13 protein-coding genes are annotated in these 14,749 nt (G+C 69.0%); 9 read left to right on the top strand and 4 right to left on the bottom strand.

The features are described from left to right. Window positions 1-37: 37 nt before the first annotated feature. Window positions 38-1,696, top strand: coding sequence for an L-glutamate gamma-semialdehyde dehydrogenase (gene pruA / locus RR1_RS15805; protein WP_010839487.1), 1,659 nt, complete (start codon window positions 38-40; stop codon window positions 1,694-1,696). Next, the gene (locus tag RR1_RS15800) at window positions 1,693-2,658 is read left to right on the top strand and encodes a proline dehydrogenase family protein (RefSeq protein WP_010839486.1); all 966 of its coding nucleotides are present in this window, start codon (window positions 1,693-1,695) and stop codon (window positions 2,656-2,658) included. The genes pruA and RR1_RS15800 overlap by 4 nt, the downstream gene beginning before the upstream one ends. Window positions 2,659-2,685: 27 nt before the next feature. On the opposite strand, the gene disA is transcribed toward RR1_RS15800, so the two are convergent. Continuing rightward, a complete protein-coding gene (gene disA / locus RR1_RS15795; RefSeq protein WP_010839485.1) occupies window positions 2,686-3,771 on the bottom strand; it encodes a DNA integrity scanning diadenylate cyclase DisA in 1,086 nt (361 codons plus the stop codon). Between the two features lie 83 nt (window positions 3,772-3,854). Here disA and RR1_RS15790 point away from each other — a divergent pair, with 83 nt between their 5' ends. Then, the gene (locus RR1_RS15790) at window positions 3,855-4,424 is read left to right on the top strand and encodes a PaaI family thioesterase (protein ID WP_040774581.1); all 570 of its coding nucleotides are present in this window, start codon (window positions 3,855-3,857) and stop codon (window positions 4,422-4,424) included. 62 nt (window positions 4,425-4,486) lie between these two features. Here the strand turns inward: RR1_RS15790 and radA are convergent, their stop codons facing one another. Both radA and RR1_RS15780 read right to left on the bottom strand, forming a co-directional pair. Further along, entirely contained in the window at window positions 4,487-5,905 is a 1,419-nt protein-coding gene (gene radA / locus RR1_RS15785) for a DNA repair protein RadA (protein ID WP_040774579.1), read from the bottom strand. Between the two features lie 99 nt (window positions 5,906-6,004). Further along, window positions 6,005-6,664 carry a copper chaperone PCu(A)C domain-containing protein gene (locus tag RR1_RS15780; RefSeq protein ID WP_010839482.1) on the bottom strand — a complete coding sequence of 220 codons (660 nt, stop codon included), beginning with the start codon at window positions 6,662-6,664 and terminating at the stop codon, window positions 6,005-6,007. Window positions 6,665-6,949: 285 nt separating this feature from the next. On the opposite strand from RR1_RS15780, the gene carD reads away from it, so the two are divergent. From carD to rlmB, 5 genes are read left to right on the top strand one after another with little or no spacing between them, the layout of a single operon-like run. Beyond that, on the top strand, window positions 6,950-7,438 hold the full coding sequence (carD, locus tag RR1_RS15775) for an RNA polymerase-binding transcription factor CarD (RefSeq protein WP_010839480.1): 489 nt from the start codon (window positions 6,950-6,952) through the stop codon (window positions 7,436-7,438). Window positions 7,439-7,443: 5 nt separating this feature from the next. Further along, window positions 7,444-8,214 carry a 2-C-methyl-D-erythritol 4-phosphate cytidylyltransferase gene (ispD, locus tag RR1_RS15770; protein ID WP_010839479.1) on the top strand — a complete coding sequence of 257 codons (771 nt, stop codon included), beginning with the start codon at window positions 7,444-7,446 and terminating at the stop codon, window positions 8,212-8,214. Further along, the gene (gene ispF / locus RR1_RS15765; RefSeq protein WP_010839478.1) at window positions 8,211-8,702 is read left to right on the top strand and encodes a 2-C-methyl-D-erythritol 2,4-cyclodiphosphate synthase; all 492 of its coding nucleotides are present in this window, start codon (window positions 8,211-8,213) and stop codon (window positions 8,700-8,702) included. The genes ispD and ispF overlap by 4 nt, the downstream gene beginning before the upstream one ends. A 54-nt stretch (window positions 8,703-8,756) precedes the next feature. Further along, entirely contained in the window at window positions 8,757-10,151 is a 1,395-nt protein-coding gene (gene cysS / locus RR1_RS15760; protein ID WP_040774577.1) for a cysteine--tRNA ligase, read from the top strand. Continuing rightward, entirely contained in the window at window positions 10,152-11,135 is a 984-nt protein-coding gene (gene rlmB / locus RR1_RS15755; RefSeq protein WP_040774575.1) for a 23S rRNA (guanosine(2251)-2'-O)-methyltransferase RlmB, read from the top strand. Between the two features lie 23 nt (window positions 11,136-11,158). Here rlmB and RR1_RS15750 read toward each other — a convergent pair whose 3' ends face one another. Next, on the bottom strand, window positions 11,159-12,847 hold the full coding sequence (locus tag RR1_RS15750) for a BCCT family transporter (RefSeq protein WP_010839476.1): 1,689 nt from the start codon (window positions 12,845-12,847) through the stop codon (window positions 11,159-11,161). Window positions 12,848-13,087: 240 nt separating this feature from the next. Here RR1_RS15750 and RR1_RS15745 point away from each other — a divergent pair, with 240 nt between their 5' ends. Further along, window positions 13,088-14,749, top strand: coding sequence for an ABC transporter substrate-binding protein (locus tag RR1_RS15745; RefSeq protein WP_010839475.1), 1,662 nt, complete (start codon window positions 13,088-13,090; stop codon window positions 14,747-14,749).

Below are 14,749 nucleotides of genomic sequence, written 5' to 3'. Positions count from 1 at the left end.
CGGTCGTCACCGCCCCGTTCCCCTGGAGGTTCGTCCCATGGACGCCATCACGACAATCCCGCAGCCGGTCAACGAGCCGGTCGGCTCGTTCGCACCGGGCAGCCCGGAGCGGGCCCGGCTCCAGTCGAAGCTGGCCGAACTCGCCACCACGCCGACCGACGTGCACAACGTCGTCGGTGGCGAGCACCGCCGCGGCACCGGTCCCGTGCTCGACGTCGTGCAGCCGCACCGTCACGCTGCGGTGCTCGGTACCTACACGGACGCGACCCGCGAGGACGCCGCTGCGGCCGTCACCGCCGCGGTGACTGCCGCGCACGACTGGCGCGCGCTGTCCTTCGACGATCGCGCCGCGGTGTTCCTGCGCGCCGCGGATCTGCTCTCGGGCCCGTGGCGCGAAACCCTTGCCGCCGCAACGATGCTCGGCCAGTCCAAGACCGCCTACCAGGCGGAGATCGACACGCCGTGCGAGCTCGCCGACTTCTGGCGGTTCAACGTCCACTTCGCGCGGCAGATCCTCGCCGACCAGCCGATCTCGACGCCGGGGGTGTGGAACAGGTCCGAATACCGCCCGCTCGAAGGCTTCGTCTACGCCGTCACGCCGTTCAACTTCACCGCCATCGCGGGCAACCTGCCCACGGCTCCGGCGCTCATGGGCAACACGGTCGTGTGGAAGCCGTCGCCGACGCAGGCCGTCGCCGCCTACTGGACGATGAAATTGTTGGAAGCAGCCGGACTGCCCCCCGGGGTGATCAACCTCGTCAACGGTCCCGGCCCCGAGATCTCCGACGTCGTACTCGCGGACCGGCGCCTCGCCGGCATCCACTTCACCGGCTCGACCGCGACGTTCCAGCACCTGTGGCGGCAGGTCGGCACGAACATCGCGCACTACGACACCTACCCGCGCCTCGTCGGTGAGACGGGCGGCAAGGACTTCGTCGTCGCGCACAGCTCGGCCGATCCGGACGTGCTCACGACGGCGCTGCTGCGTGGCGCGTTCGACTACCAGGGTCAGAAGTGCTCCGCCGCGTCGCGCGCCTTCGTCCCGGCCTCGGTGTGGGCCGTCATGGGCGACGACCTCGTGGACAAGGCCGCGTCACTGCGGTACGGCGACGTCACGGATTTCGCGAACTTCGGTGGCGCCGTGATCGATCGACGCGCGTTCGACCGCAATGCCGCCGCGATCGAGCGAGCGAAGGCGACCCCGGGTCTCACCGTCGCGGCCGGTGGGCGTGTCGACGACAGCGTCGGCTACTTCGTCGATCCCACCGTTCTGCTGGGCGACGATCCTACCGACGAGGCGTTCTCGACCGAGTACTTCGGGCCGATCCTCGCGGTCCACGTGTACGACGACTCGGCGCCGGGCGCGTTCGACGGGATCCTCGAGACGGTCGACACCGGCAGCCGCTACGCCCTCACGGGATCGATCGTCGCCGACGACCGCGCGGCGGTCGCGAAGGCCACCGAGCGGCTGCGCTTCGCGGCGGGCAACTTCTACGTCAACGACAAGCCCACCGGCGCCGTCGTGGGGCAGCAGCCGTTCGGTGGTGCCCGCGGCTCGGGCACGAACGACAAGGCCGGTTCGCCGCTGAACCTGCTGCGCTGGACGTCGGCCCGGACGCTCAAGGAGACGTTCGTGCCGCCGACCGACCACCGCTACCCGCACCAGGGAACCGACGCGGAAGGGACCGTCCGATGACCGTCACCGCATGGCTGCGGCCCGCACTGCTCGCGAGCGCACGCTCCTCGCGCATGGAGCGCGTCGTCACGAAGGTTCCCGTGACCCGGGCCCTCGTCGATCGTTTCGTCGCGGGGGAGACCGAGGCCGAGGCGATGGCGGCGACCGACCGGATCCTCGGCTCGGGCCGCTACATCACGATCGACCACCTGGGGGAGGACGCGACCGACGCCACTCGCGCCGATACGACCGTGTCGCACTATCTGGACCTGTTGGCGCAGTTGGACTCTCGCGTCGACCGGTCGGCGGCCGCGGGCCGCCCGCGGGAGATCGAGGTGTCGCTCAAGCTCTCGGCACTCGGTCAGTTCCTGCCACACGACGGCGACCGGATCGCGCTCGAGAACGCGCAGCGGATCTGTTCGGCGGCAGAAGCTGCGGGCGTGTGGGTGACCGTGGACGCCGAAGACCACACGACCACCGACTCGACGCTGTCGATCGTTCGCGAACTGCACGAGGACTTCCCGTCACTCGGCACCGTCCTGCAGGCGTATCTGCGCCGTACCGAGGGCGACTGCCGCGATCTCGCCGGCCCCGGCTCGCGAATCCGGCTGTGCAAGGGTGCGTACGACGAGCCCGAGTCGGTCGCGTACCGCGACAAGGCGCAGGTCGACGAGTCGTATCTGCGCTGCCTGCGAATCCTCATGAGCGGCAAGGGATATCCGATGGTCGCCTCGCACGACCCGGCGATGGTGTCCGCAGCACGGCGCATCGCGGTCGAGAACGGCCGCACGAGCGGCGACTACGAGATGCAGATGCTGTACGGCATCCGGGACGCAGAACAGGTGCGTCTCACCGACGAGGCCGTGCATCTGCGGGTCTACCTGCCCTACGGGCAGGAGTGGTACGGCTACTTCATGCGACGTCTCGCCGAGCGGCCCGCGAACGTCGGGTTCTTTCTTCGCTCGCTGACGTCGAAGAAGTAGAGGGGGAGCCGTGACCGGCCCGTACGTTCAGTCGTACGGGTTGGTCACGGCCGATTCGGCGAGCCGCGACAGTCCTTCGCGGATGTGCCGGGCGTAGCTCGTCCCGATCCCTTCGACGGCCTCGATGTCGGCCGCCGTCGCCGCCAGCAGCCCCTGCAGCGTCCCGAAAGCCCCGACGACGCGGTCGATCTGACGGAACTGCAGTCGCGGCACACGATGCAGGACGCGGTAGCCGCGCGGGCTCATCGACGCGTCGAGCGTCTCGATCGTCGCGGGATAGCCGAGCGTGCGAGCGAGTGCGGTGAGATCGAGCAGTTCGGTGTCGCTGAGCCGGCCGAGCCAGGCGAGTACCGCGTCGACGTCCTCGCGACGGGCAGGACCCGACCCCGCGACGTAGTCGCGCACCATGAGTTCGCGTGCCTCGTGATTGTCGCCGACGAGATCTTCGAGCTGCATCGCGAGCTGGCGTCCGTCCGTCCCCAGTTCGAGGACGTACAGCTCGATCTCGCCCGATACGCGCCGCACCATCTCGAGGCGCTGGATCACGACGAGGGCGTCGCGCAGCGTCACGAAGTCCTCGATCTCGACGACCGACAGCTGCCGGGTCACCTCGTCGGCTCGGGACTTGTAGCGCTCGAGCGTCGCGACGGCCTGATTCGCGCGTGAGAGCAGCGTGTCGGAGCCCTCGAGGACGTAGCGGTGACCCGCGATGTAGACGCTGACGATGCGCGTCGACTGGCTCACCGAGATCACCGGATAACCCGTGTGGATCGCGGTGCGTTCCGCAGCGCGATGCCGCGTCCCCGATTCGACGGTCGGAATCCGGTGATCGGGAACCAGCTGCACGTTCGCGCGGACGATCCGCGAGCCGTCCGTCGAGAGCACGACGGCGCCGTCCATCTTCGAGAGTTCCCGCAGCCGCGTCGCGGCGAACTCGACGTCGAGCTCGAATCCGCCGTCGCAGAGCTTCTCCATCTCGGCGTCGTAGCCGAGAACGATGAGCGCGCCCGTCCGGCCGCGCAGGATGCGCTCGAGGCCGTCGCGTAGCGCGGTTCCCGGCGCCAGCCGCGCGATCGTCTCGCGCGCCTCGGCGGATCGTCCCACCGCGTTCATCGCCGCTTCTCCACGTGGTCGACATCACTTTCTGCAGGTCCGAGGACCGTCGTCTCGATCGGACGGGATTACATTACCGATCCATGAGTAGTACCTGGACGTTGCCCGACGACCTGCAGGCTCCCACGATCGTGCCGGAGTTCCCTGCCTCGGGCGAACCGCTGCCCCGGCACTGGTCGTTGTGCTTCGGGTGCGGCGACGATCAGCCGTCGGGCATCCAGATGACGTTCGTCGTCGGCGACGGCGCGAGCGTCGTCGGCCGATTCGAGGTCGCGCGCCGCTACCAGGGTGGCCCGGGCGTCATCCACGGCGGCATCCTCGGAACGGCGTTCGACGAAGCGCAGGGCATGGCGTGCCGCTCGGTCGCTCTCGCGGTGGTGACCGCTCATCTCGAGATCGACTTCGCGCGGCCCATTCCGCTCGATTCGACGCTCGAGATCACGGCGAAGGTGGACGGGACCGTGCGCCGCAAGGTCTACACGAGCGCCGAGGCGCGGATCGTGGCAGGCCCGGGCGCCGATCCCGACGTCGTGGTGGGAACCTCGCGCGGACTGTTCCTCGTCATCGACCAGACGCACTTCGAGAAGGTCAAGTCGATGGTGGACGCGGTTCCCGCCGCCGCCGGAACGGCAGCGGAGGCCTCGTCGTTCTGAGCGCACCGCGCGCCTGCTCGTCGCACAGCAGTTCGTCGCCCAGCAGTTCGTCGCACAGCAGGTCATCGCACGACGGTGGGAACGGCGCGGACGGGGAGCAGTTCCATCGCCGCCACTGCTGCTCCCAGATCGGCGACCTCGGTGACGCGCATCCCGGGCGGCGGTGAGCCCGAGCCGACGGGAACGAGCGCGCTGTCGAAACCGAGGCGTGCGGCCTCGGCGAGCCGGCGCCCGACGCCGGGCACCCGCCGCACCTCGCCCGCGAGGCCGACCTCGCCGATCACGACGAGGCGGGGCCGGAGCGGCCGATCGCGTACGGCCGACACGACGGCCATCGCGACCGCGAGATCCGACGACGGCTCCGTCATGCGCATCCCGCCCACGGTGGCGGTGTAGACGTCGTTGTTACCCAACGACACTCGGCCCCGGCGTTCGACGACGGCGAGGATCATCGCGACGCGAGCGCTGTCGAGGCCGCTCACCGCGCGACGCGGCGACGGATTCTGGGTCTTCGCGACGAGTGCCTGGACCTCGCCGAGCAGCGGCCGTTTGCCGTCCATCGTGACGGTGACGGCGGTGCCGGGCACGGGCGTGGTGCGCTCGTGGAGGAAGAGACCCGACGGGTCCGAGATCGCCTCGATGCCGTCCTCGCGCAACTCGAAGCACCCGACCTCGTCTGCGGCGCCGAAACGGTTCTTGATGCCGCGGACCATGCGCAGCGTCGAGTGCTTGTCGCCCTCGAAGTGGAGCACGACGTCGACGAGGTGCTCGAGCGAACGCGGCCCGGCGACGGCGCCGTCCTTCGTGACGTGGCCGATCAGCAGCACGGGGATGCCACTCGCCTTCGCGAGCGAGGTCAGTGCACTCGTGACGGCCTTGACCTGGGTGACACCGCCCGTGACGCCGTCGACGTCGGCGGCGAGCATCGTCTGCACCGAGTCCACGACGAGGAGCGTCGGGGCGACCTGCTCGACGTGGCCGAGGATCGTCGCGAGATCGGACTCGGCGGCGAGGTAGACGCGGTCGTGGACGGCGCCCGTGCGGTCCGCGCGCAGCCGCACCTGCCCCGCGGACTCCTCGCCGGTGACGTACAGCGAGCGGTCGGCGGGACCGCGCCGCGCCCATTGATGGACGACCTCGAGGAGCAGCGTCGACTTGCCGACGCCCGGCTCGCCCGCGAGGAGGACGACCGATCCCGGAACGACCCCGCCACCGAGGACGCGGTCGAGTTCGCCGATGCCGGTCGGGACGGCGCGCGTCGCGCGGCCGTCGACGGCGGAGAGGGGAGTGGCGGGCGTCGTGGGCAGCACGGCGGCGGCGCCGGCCTTCGCGAGGGAGGTGCCCGGACGGCTCGCGACGGCGGTGGGCGCGGTGCGTTCCTGCATCGACCCCCACGCGCCGCACTCGGGGCACCGCCCGACCCACTTGGGGACGGAGGCCGAGCACTCCGAACACGTGAAGCTGGACTTCGCTTTCGCCACGCGCTCACTCTATCGGTGGGTGGTGACACCTCCGGGGACGCCGCGAGGCGGGCACTCGGTTCGAGTGCCCGCCTCGCGGGGGAGTCGCAGGAGCGGCGGTCAGTGTCCGCTGACGGCGCCTTCGGCGTGCTCGCCGGAGAAGTCCGAGTCGTACCGTTCGAGGACCGGCCCGGCGTCGACGGGAACCTCGATCGTGACGCTGCCCGCACGCTCGAACTCGAACGTCACCGGGAACGTCAGGCCGGGGCGGACGTCCTCGCTCAGGCCGGTGAGGGTGACCTCGATGATGCCGGACGGCACGGGCTCACCGGTGACGTCGTTGTTCGTGGTGTCCGACTCGGCCTCGCTCTGCGCGACGACGTCGGCGGCGGGAGCGTCCTCGGGCGACGGGTACGCCGCGAGCGAGCCCTTGCCGGAGAGCTCGAGCGAGCCGGTGCCCTCGTCGATCTCGACCGCGTCGGCGTAGTCGGTGTCGATCGAGACGAGCCGGTCGGTGAGCGAGGGATGGGTGTTGGTGACCCAGAAGGCGAGGTTCGCACTGCCACCGGGCTCGGTCGGCGCGTCCGGCTCGGTCTGCACGAGGTGGACGTTGCGCAGTGCGAGCGCTCCGACCTCCGTCTCGTTGCCGTTCACGGCGGCGACCTGAGTCGCGGTCTGGCTGATCTGACCCGAACCGCACGCGGACAGCGCGATCGCGGCACCGGCGGCGAGGGCGACGGCGGTGGCGACCCGGCGGGCCGGCTTGACGTGAGCTGTCACGAGTTGTCCTCCATGGGTCAGGTTCTCACTCCAACTAGGCAGCGTAGTAGGCGGACGCCGGGCGGTGTGCGCTGGGTCGACACGCGCCGCTCGGGAGCTCGCCGGGTGCGAGACGGACCACTGTGTCGAGGGTGCCTCATCGGGGTGCCGCGGTGTGGTCCAATGCACGTCTTGTTGCGTCTGTCAACCCCGCTGCGACCTCGGAAAGCCGCTGACCTGCAGCGTTGATGAGACCCTGTCGGGCCCCCGTGTTAAACTCGGTGAATCGAAAGGGGCACGGGACAGATGATTTTCAAGGTCGGAGATACCGTCGTATACCCCCATCACGGTGCGGCGCTCATCGAAGCTATCGAGACGCGCGCCATCAAGGGTGAACAGAAGGAGTACCTGGTACTCAAGGTCGCGCAGGGCGACCTCACGGTGCGGGTTCCCGCCGAGAACGCAGAGTACGTCGGTGTTCGCGACGTCGTCGGCCAGGAGGGCCTCGACAAGGTGTTCGAGGTTCTCCGTGCACCGCACACCGAAGAGCCCACGAACTGGTCACGCCGGTACAAGGCCAATCTCGAGAAGCTGGCCTCCGGAGATGTGAACAAGGTTGCCGAGGTCGTTCGCGACTTGTGGCGACGTGAACAGGACCGCGGACTCTCTGCCGGCGAGAAGCGCATGCTCGCGAAGGCACGCCAGATCCTGGTGGGCGAGCTCGCGCTCGCGGAGGGAACCGACAGCGACAAGGCCGAGACCATTCTCGACGAGGTCCTCGCCGCCGCATCCTGACAGCAGTGACCACCGAGACCGGAGTGAACACAGCTCGCTCGGGCCGCGTCGTCGCGCTCGTACCGGCGGCCGGCCGGGGCGAGCGTCTCGGCATGAACATGCCCAAGGCGTTCGTGGACGTCGCCGGCCAGACGATGATCGCGCGCGCCGTTCGTGGGCTGCTCGCGTCGGGCGTGGTCGACCACGTCGTCGTCGTGGTCCCGTCCGAGATGCTCGAATCCGTCGCCGATCGGCTTCCCGATCGCGTCACGGTGGCAGCGGGCGGTGCCGAGCGCACCGACTCCGTGTGTGCCGGGCTCGATCAGGCCCGTGACGCGGATTTCGTCCTCGTCCACGACGCCGCGCGCGCGTTGACCCCTCCCGAACTGATTCGTCGCGTCGTCGACGCCCTGCGGGCGGGACGGCGCGCGGTGGTTCCGGTGCTACCGGTGTCCGACACCGTGAAAGAGGTGGAGGACGTCACGGTCGCCGCCGAAGGACATCCCGCAGGAGACGCCGAGGGTCACGTGTGCGTCGTCCACACACCCGACCGCACGCGGTTGCGGGCGGTGCAGACGCCACAGGGTTTCGACGCCAGCGTCCTGCACGCCGCCTACGACGCCGCCGCGGACGTCGCGACCGACGACGCCGGGCTCGTCGAGCGCATCGGCGAGACGGTGACCTGCGTCGACGGCGATCCGCTCGCATTCAAGATCACGACTCCGCTCGACCTTCTCCTGGCGAGCACTCTCGCCGCACAGGACAGCGATGCGCACGAGCGGGGCGCCGCACGATGACGCTCGTCGACGCACTCCGTATCGGTTCGGGCACCGACGTACATCCCGTCGAGGCGGGGCGGCCGTGCTGGATGGCCGGACTGCTGTTCGAGGGCGAGGACGGCTGCGCGGGACACTCCGACGGCGACGTCGCCGTCCATGCGCTGTGCGATGCGCTGCTCTCGGCGACGCGCTCGGGGGACCTGGGCACGGTGTTCGGAACCGGGCGACCGGAGTGGGACGGCGTGACCGGTGCGCGGATGCTCGCGCACGTCCGTTCGCTGATCGCGGAGCAGGGATGGACGGTCGTCAACGCGACCGTGCAGGTGATCGGCAATCGGCCCCGCATCGGCCCGCGCCGCGACGAGGCCGAGCGCGTGCTGAGCGAGTTGGCCGGTGCGCCGGTCTCGGTGTCCGCGACCACGACCGACGGCCTCGGGCTGACGGGCCGCGGTGAGGGGATCGCGGCGACGGCGACGGCGCTCGTCGTGCGCTCCGACCTCGTATGAGCCGTACCGGACGCCTGTCCGGTGACCCGATCCCGGCAGGTAGGATCGTATGTCGTGACTCTGCGCCTGTTCGACACCGCCACCCGGTCCGTGCGTGACTTCGTCCCGCGCGACCTCGGCCACGCGTCGATCTATCTGTGTGGCGCGACGGTGCAGGGCGAACCGCACATCGGCCACGTCCGCAGCGGTGTCGCGTTCGACGTTCTGCGACGCTGGCTGCTCGCGCGCGACGTCGACGTGGCCTTCGTCCGCAATGTGACCGACATCGACGACAAGATCCTGCGCAAGGCGGGCGAACACGGCCGTCCGTGGTGGGAATGGGCCGCGACCTACGAGCGGGCCTTCGACGACGCGTACCGTCGGCTCGGCGTGCTGCCGCCGTCGGTCGAACCGCGTGCGACCGGGCACGTGACACAGATGGTCGAGATGATGGAACGGCTGATCGAGCGCGGTCACGCGTACGCCTCGAACGGCAACGTCTACTTCGACGTGCTCAGCGATCCGCAGTACGGCTTCCTCTCGGGGCACCGGATCGACGACGTCCATCAGGGCGAGAGTGCGGGCGAGGGCAAGCGCGATCCCCGCGACTTCACGCTGTGGAAGGCCGCGAAGCCCGGTGAGCCGTCGTGGCCGACGCCGTGGGGGCCGGGCCGTCCCGGCTGGCACATCGAGTGCTCGGCGATGGCGGTCTACTATCTCGGTTCGACCTTCGACATCCATTGCGGCGGTATGGATCTCGTGTTCCCGCACCACGAGAACGAGGTCGCGCAGGCGCGGTGCGCCGGAGACGACTTCGCGCGGTACTGGCTGCACAACGGCTGGGTCACGCTGGGCGGCGAGAAGATGTCGAAGTCGCTCGGCAACGTCCTGTCGATTCCCAATGTCCTGCAACGGGTCCGGGCGCAGGAGCTGCGGTACTACCTCGGTTCGGCGCACTACCGGTCGATGCTCGAGTACTCGCCCGAGGCGCTCGACGAAGGAGCCGCCGCGTACCGGCGGATCGAATCGTTCGTCACGCGGGTGTCCACTCGCGCGGGTGCCGTCGAGATCGGCGTCCGGCCCGAGGCGTTCGAACGAGCCCTGGACGACGACCTCGCCGTCCCGGCGGCGCTCGCCGAGATCCACGGCGCCGTCCGGGAGGGGAACACGGCTCTCGAAGCCGGAAAGCTCGACACCGCACGCGACATCGCGGGAGCGGTGCGCGCCATGACCTCGGTGCTGGGGGTCGATCCGCTCGATCCGCACTGGGCGGCGGGCGCGACGAGTTCCGCTCCTGCACTGGGCGCGCTCGACGTGCTGGTGCGCGCGGATCTGGAGCGTCGCCAGCAGGCGAGGGCGGAGAAGAACTGGGCGGTCGCGGACGAGGTCCGTGATCGGCTGGCCGCGGCGGGCGTGGCCGTCACCGATACACCCGACGGACCCGAGTGGTCACTGGAGGCTGACAAGTAGATGGCCGGCAATTCGAGCCGACGCGGTGCGATCCGCAAGTCGGGAACCAAGAAGGGGCAGGTCGTCGGGTCCGGCGGCAAGCGTCGCCGCGGCCTCGAGGGGCGCGGCGCGACCCCGCCTGCCGAGGCGCGCACGAAGCATCCCGCGGCCAAGCGGGCGGCGAAGGCGGCCAAGGCCGCTCAGTCGCCGCAGCGCGGCGGCGGCCGTGGCCCGGCGGGGCGCGGACCGGGCGGAAAGGGTGAGGGCCCCGAGATGGTGCTCGGCCGCAATCCCGTCGTCGAGTGCCTGCGCGCGGGTGTCCCCGCGACGGCGCTCTACGTCGCGGTGGGCACCGACAGCGACGATCGGCTGAAGGAGTCGGTGCAGATCGCCGCCGACACCGGGATCTCGATCCTTGAGGTGCCGCGCACCGATCTCGATCGGATGAGCTCGAACGGGCTGCATCAGGGCATCGCGCTGCAGGTGCCGCCGTACCGGTACGCGCATCCCGACGACCTCCTCGCCGCCGCACGCGACAACCACGAGCAGCCGCTCCTCGTCGCGCTCGATCACATCACCGATCCGCGCAATCTCGGCGCGGTCGTGCGATCCGTCGCCGCGTTCGGCGGCCACGGCGTGCTCATCCCGGAGCGTCGCAGTGCGGCGGTCACGGCTGTCGCGTGGCGGACGAGTGCGGGGGCCGCGGCGCGGCTGCCCGTCGCGCGCGCCACGAATCTCACGCGCACGCTCAAGGACTGGGCGTCGAAGGGCGTGATGGTCGTGGGTCTCGACGCCGACGGCGACATGTCGCTCGACGAACTCGACGGCACCACTCCCATCGTCGTGGTGGTCGGGTCGGAGGGCAAGGGACTCGCTCGGCTCGTCCGCGAGACGTGCGATGCGATCGTCTCGATCCCGATGGCGGGCCCCGTCGAGTCGCTCAACGCCTCGGTGGCCGCGGGCGTCGTCCTGTCGGACATCGCCCGCGGCCGCCGGCAGGCCTGACGGGAGCCGTTCCGGCTCGGGGGTCAGCTGTCGTCGCGGCCGTTCCCCGTGCTGCGGTCGTGGCCGTTCTCGTCGGGAATGTGGTACGTCGGCGCGATCGGCTCGGGTGACGGGGCGGCCTCCTGGCGCTCGAGCTCCTCCGGGCTGTGCGTCTCCTCCCACTGCCGGGTGACGGGTTCGGCCTTCGCGCCGAGGTCGTTCTTGATGCCCTTGAGGAGGCTGAACATCATCACCCAGCCCATCACGAAGAAGGGCAGGCCGACCACGATGATGACCATCTGGAGCGCTTCGAGCCCGTCCTCACCGGTCGCGACGAGCAGCGTCGCAGCGACGAGCCCCATGAGTACGCACCAGTAGAGCCGCTGGTGCAGCGGGCCTCGATCGTCGGCGCCCGACGCCATCGAGTCGAGCACCAGCGACGCGGAGTCGACCGATGTGATGAAGAAGACGACCACGATCAGGATCGCGATCGCCGAGATCAGCGTGGCGGCGGGGTAATTCGAGAGGAACTCGAAGAGGGCACCGGGGATGTCGCCGTCGTCGACGACCCGCTCGACGAGACCGCCGTCGCCTTCGAGTTCGATATGGAACGATCCCATTCCGAAGATGCCGAACCAGGCGACCGAGAACGTGACGGGGAGCGCGAGCACGCCGAACACGAATTCCCGGATGGTGCGGCCGCGCGAGATGCGGGCGATGAAGATTCCCACGAACGGTGACCACGTGATCGTCCACGCCCAGTAGAAGACCGTCCAGGTGTTCTGCCAGCCGGTGTCCGCGAAGGTGTCGTTCCAGAACGACAGCGTCGGAAGGTAGCTCAGGTAGGTGCCGGTGGCCTCGACCGTTCCCTTGAGCAGGAACAGCGTCGGTCCCGTCACGAGGACGAAGATCAGCAGCATCACGGCGAGGCCGATGTTGATGTTCGACAGTCGCTTGATGCCCTTTTCGAGGCCGAGTGCGACGGAGATGCCGGCCACGACCGTCACGGCGAAGATGATGAGCAGTTGGACCGCGCCGCTCTCGCCCCAGCCGAACAGCTGAGCGACACCGGCGTTGATCTGCAGCACACCGAGTCCGACCGAGACGGCGACACCGAAGATCGTGCCCACGACGGCGACGACGTCGATGGTCTTGCCGATCGGACCGTAGATCCGGCTGCCGAGGATCGGGCCGAAGATCGAACTCACGCGCGGGGGCATCTTGCGCTTGTAGATGAAGTAGCCGAACCCGAGTGCGGGCAGCGCGAAGATCGTCCACGTATGCAGGCCGAAGTGGTAGAGCGTGAAGCCGATCGCCTCGTTCGCGGCCGCCGCGGTGCCGGGTTCGACATCGCCCATCGGCGGTTCGGCGAAGTGTGAGATCGGCTCGGCGACACCCCAGAACATCAGGATCGTGCCGATGCCGGCCGCGAACAGCATCGTGAACCACGTGAGATTCGAGTGTTCGGGTCGCTCGTCGTCGCTGCCGAGCCGGACCGATCCGTATCGGCTCATCGCGATGTAGATCAGGAAGATCAGGAACGAGGAGACGCCGAGGATGTAGAACCAGCCGAGGTTCGTCATGATCCACGACGATGCGCTCTCGAAGGCGGAGTCGACGGCGGAGGTCGCGACGATCGTCGCGACGACGAAGACGAGCGCCACCGCCGACGCGGAGAAGAAGATTCCGGGTGATGTTCGGAGGCGAAGTGCGTCGTGCAGCTTCGTGAGCATGGTCGCTCCTGAATATCGGACGGTCGGGGATCGGGGTGTGCCGGGATTCGACCGTATCGCGCATACGCGAGGATTTCCGGATTCCGTTCGGCGTGCGAAGGTCCGCGCCTGTGGGTACCTTGCTCGCATTCCGATACCACCACCTATCGGACCGCCGCAGCGGCGACCCCGCGAGGCACTTCCGTGCCCACGGACGTCGTGTGATGAACGCTGCGAACGGCCCGGGGAACGAGTACTCACATGTCTGTTTCGGGACACCCTTCGGCGGGCGGACAGCCGCCCGCCTCGCTCCGTCGTCGTAGCAGCTCTCGCCGCATCCTTCCTTCTCTCGCACTGCTCGGTGCGGGCGTTCTCGTGCTCGCCGCGTGCGGGTCGGGCCGCACCGACGACGGAGCCGCCGCCGCCGACGGCGGCTCGCTCGTCGTCGGCACCACCGACCGCGTGACGTCGATCGATCCCGCGGGCTCGTACGACAACGGATCGTTCATGGTGATGAACCAGGTCTATCCGTTCCTCCTGAACTACGCGCCGGGCAGCGACGAACTCGAACCGGACGCCGCCGAGCGTTGCGAGTTCACGTCGGATGTCGTGTACCGCTGCACACTCCGCGACGGCGTCACCTTCGAGAACGGCAACCCGCTCGACGCCGAGACCGTCAAGTACTCGTTCGATCGGGTCGTCGCGATCGACGACCCCAACGGCCCGGCGTCGCTGCTCGCCAATCTCGCCTCCGTGGCGGCCCCGGACGCCACGACCGTCGAGTTCACGCTGAAGGCGCCGAACGATCAGACCTTCCCGCAGGTGCTGGCGAGCCCGGCAGGCCCGATCGTCGACAAGGAGGTGTTCCCCGCCGACGCGGTGCTCGACGACAACGCGGTCGTGGACGGGGCGCCGTTCGCGGGTCCGTACACGATCGGAAGCCACGAGAAGAACCAGCTGATCTCGTTCTCCGGGCGCGACGGCTACGACGGCATTCTCGGTGAACCGCAGTCGAACTCGGTCTCGCTCCGGTACTACGCGAGCTCGGACAATCTCAAGCTCGACATCCAGAACAAGGCGATCGACGTCGCGTGGCGCGCGCTCACACCGACGGACGTGGAGTCGCTCGAACAGGTCGACGGCATCGAGGTCCATCACGGTCCCGGCGGCGAACTGCGCTACATGGTGTTCAACCTGAACACGATGCCGGGTGACACACCCGAGCAGAAGCTCGCCGTGCGCAAGGCGATCGCGTCGCTCGTGGACCGAAACGCGCTCTCGGAGGGGGTCTACAAGGGCACCTACAGCCCCGCGTACTCGAACATCCCGAGCGGCGTCGACGGTTCCGTCCCGGCGTTCGAGGAGGTCTACGGCGGCGCCCCGAATCCCGAAGCCGCAGCACAGTTCCTGCAGGAGGCCGGCGTCGCGACACCGGTTCCTCTCAACCTTCAGTACAGCCCGGACCACTACGGGCCGAGTTCGTCGGAGGAGTACGCCGCTGTCGAGGCGCAGCTCGAGGCGACCGGGCTCTTCGCCGTCGACCTGCAGTCGACGGAGTGGACGACCTACAGCGACGAGCGCACGTCCGACGTCTATCCGGCCTACCAGCTCGGGTGGTACCCGGACTTCCCGGACGCCGACAACTACCTGACGCCGTTCTTCATGCCGGACAACTTCCTGGGCAACCACTTCGAGAATCCCGAGATCACCGAACTGATCGACCGTCAGCGCAGTGAGACCGATCCCGCGACTCGTGACGAGATCATCGCGGAGATCCAGCAGAAGATGGCGTCCGGCCACATCTCGACGCTGCCGCTGCTCGAAGGGCAGCAGGTCGCGATCGCGACGTCGGAGGTGAGCGGCGTGGAGACGACGCTCGACGCGTCGTTCAAGTTCCGGTTCACCCCGATCTCGAAGGGCTGA

The organism is Rhodococcus rhodnii NBRC 100604, assembly GCF_001894925.1.
Classification (GTDB): Bacteria; Actinomycetota; Actinomycetes; order Mycobacteriales; family Mycobacteriaceae; genus Rhodococcus_F; species Rhodococcus_F rhodnii.
This window is presented reverse-complemented; position numbering and strand designations above follow the sequence as displayed.

Coding starts and splice junctions, on each gene's coding strand:
- pruA (WP_010839487.1), top strand. CDS start 38: ATGGACGCCATCACGACAATCCCGCAGCCGGTCAACGAGCCGGTCGGC.
- RR1_RS15800 (WP_010839486.1), top strand. CDS start 1,693: ATGACCGTCACCGCATGGCTGCGGCCCGCACTGCTCGCGAGCGCACGC.
- disA (WP_010839485.1), bottom strand. CDS start 3,771: ATGAACGCGGTGGGACGATCCGCCGAGGCGCGCGAGACGATCGCGCGG.
- RR1_RS15790 (WP_040774581.1), top strand. CDS start 3,855: ATGAGTAGTACCTGGACGTTGCCCGACGACCTGCAGGCTCCCACGATC.
- carD (WP_010839480.1), top strand. CDS start 6,950: ATGATTTTCAAGGTCGGAGATACCGTCGTATACCCCCATCACGGTGCG.
- ispF (WP_010839478.1), top strand. CDS start 8,211: ATGACGCTCGTCGACGCACTCCGTATCGGTTCGGGCACCGACGTACAT.
- rlmB (WP_040774575.1), top strand. CDS start 10,152: ATGGCCGGCAATTCGAGCCGACGCGGTGCGATCCGCAAGTCGGGAACC.
- RR1_RS15750 (WP_010839476.1), bottom strand. CDS start 12,847: ATGCTCACGAAGCTGCACGACGCACTTCGCCTCCGAACATCACCCGGA.
- RR1_RS15745 (WP_010839475.1), top strand. CDS start 13,088: ATGTCTGTTTCGGGACACCCTTCGGCGGGCGGACAGCCGCCCGCCTCG.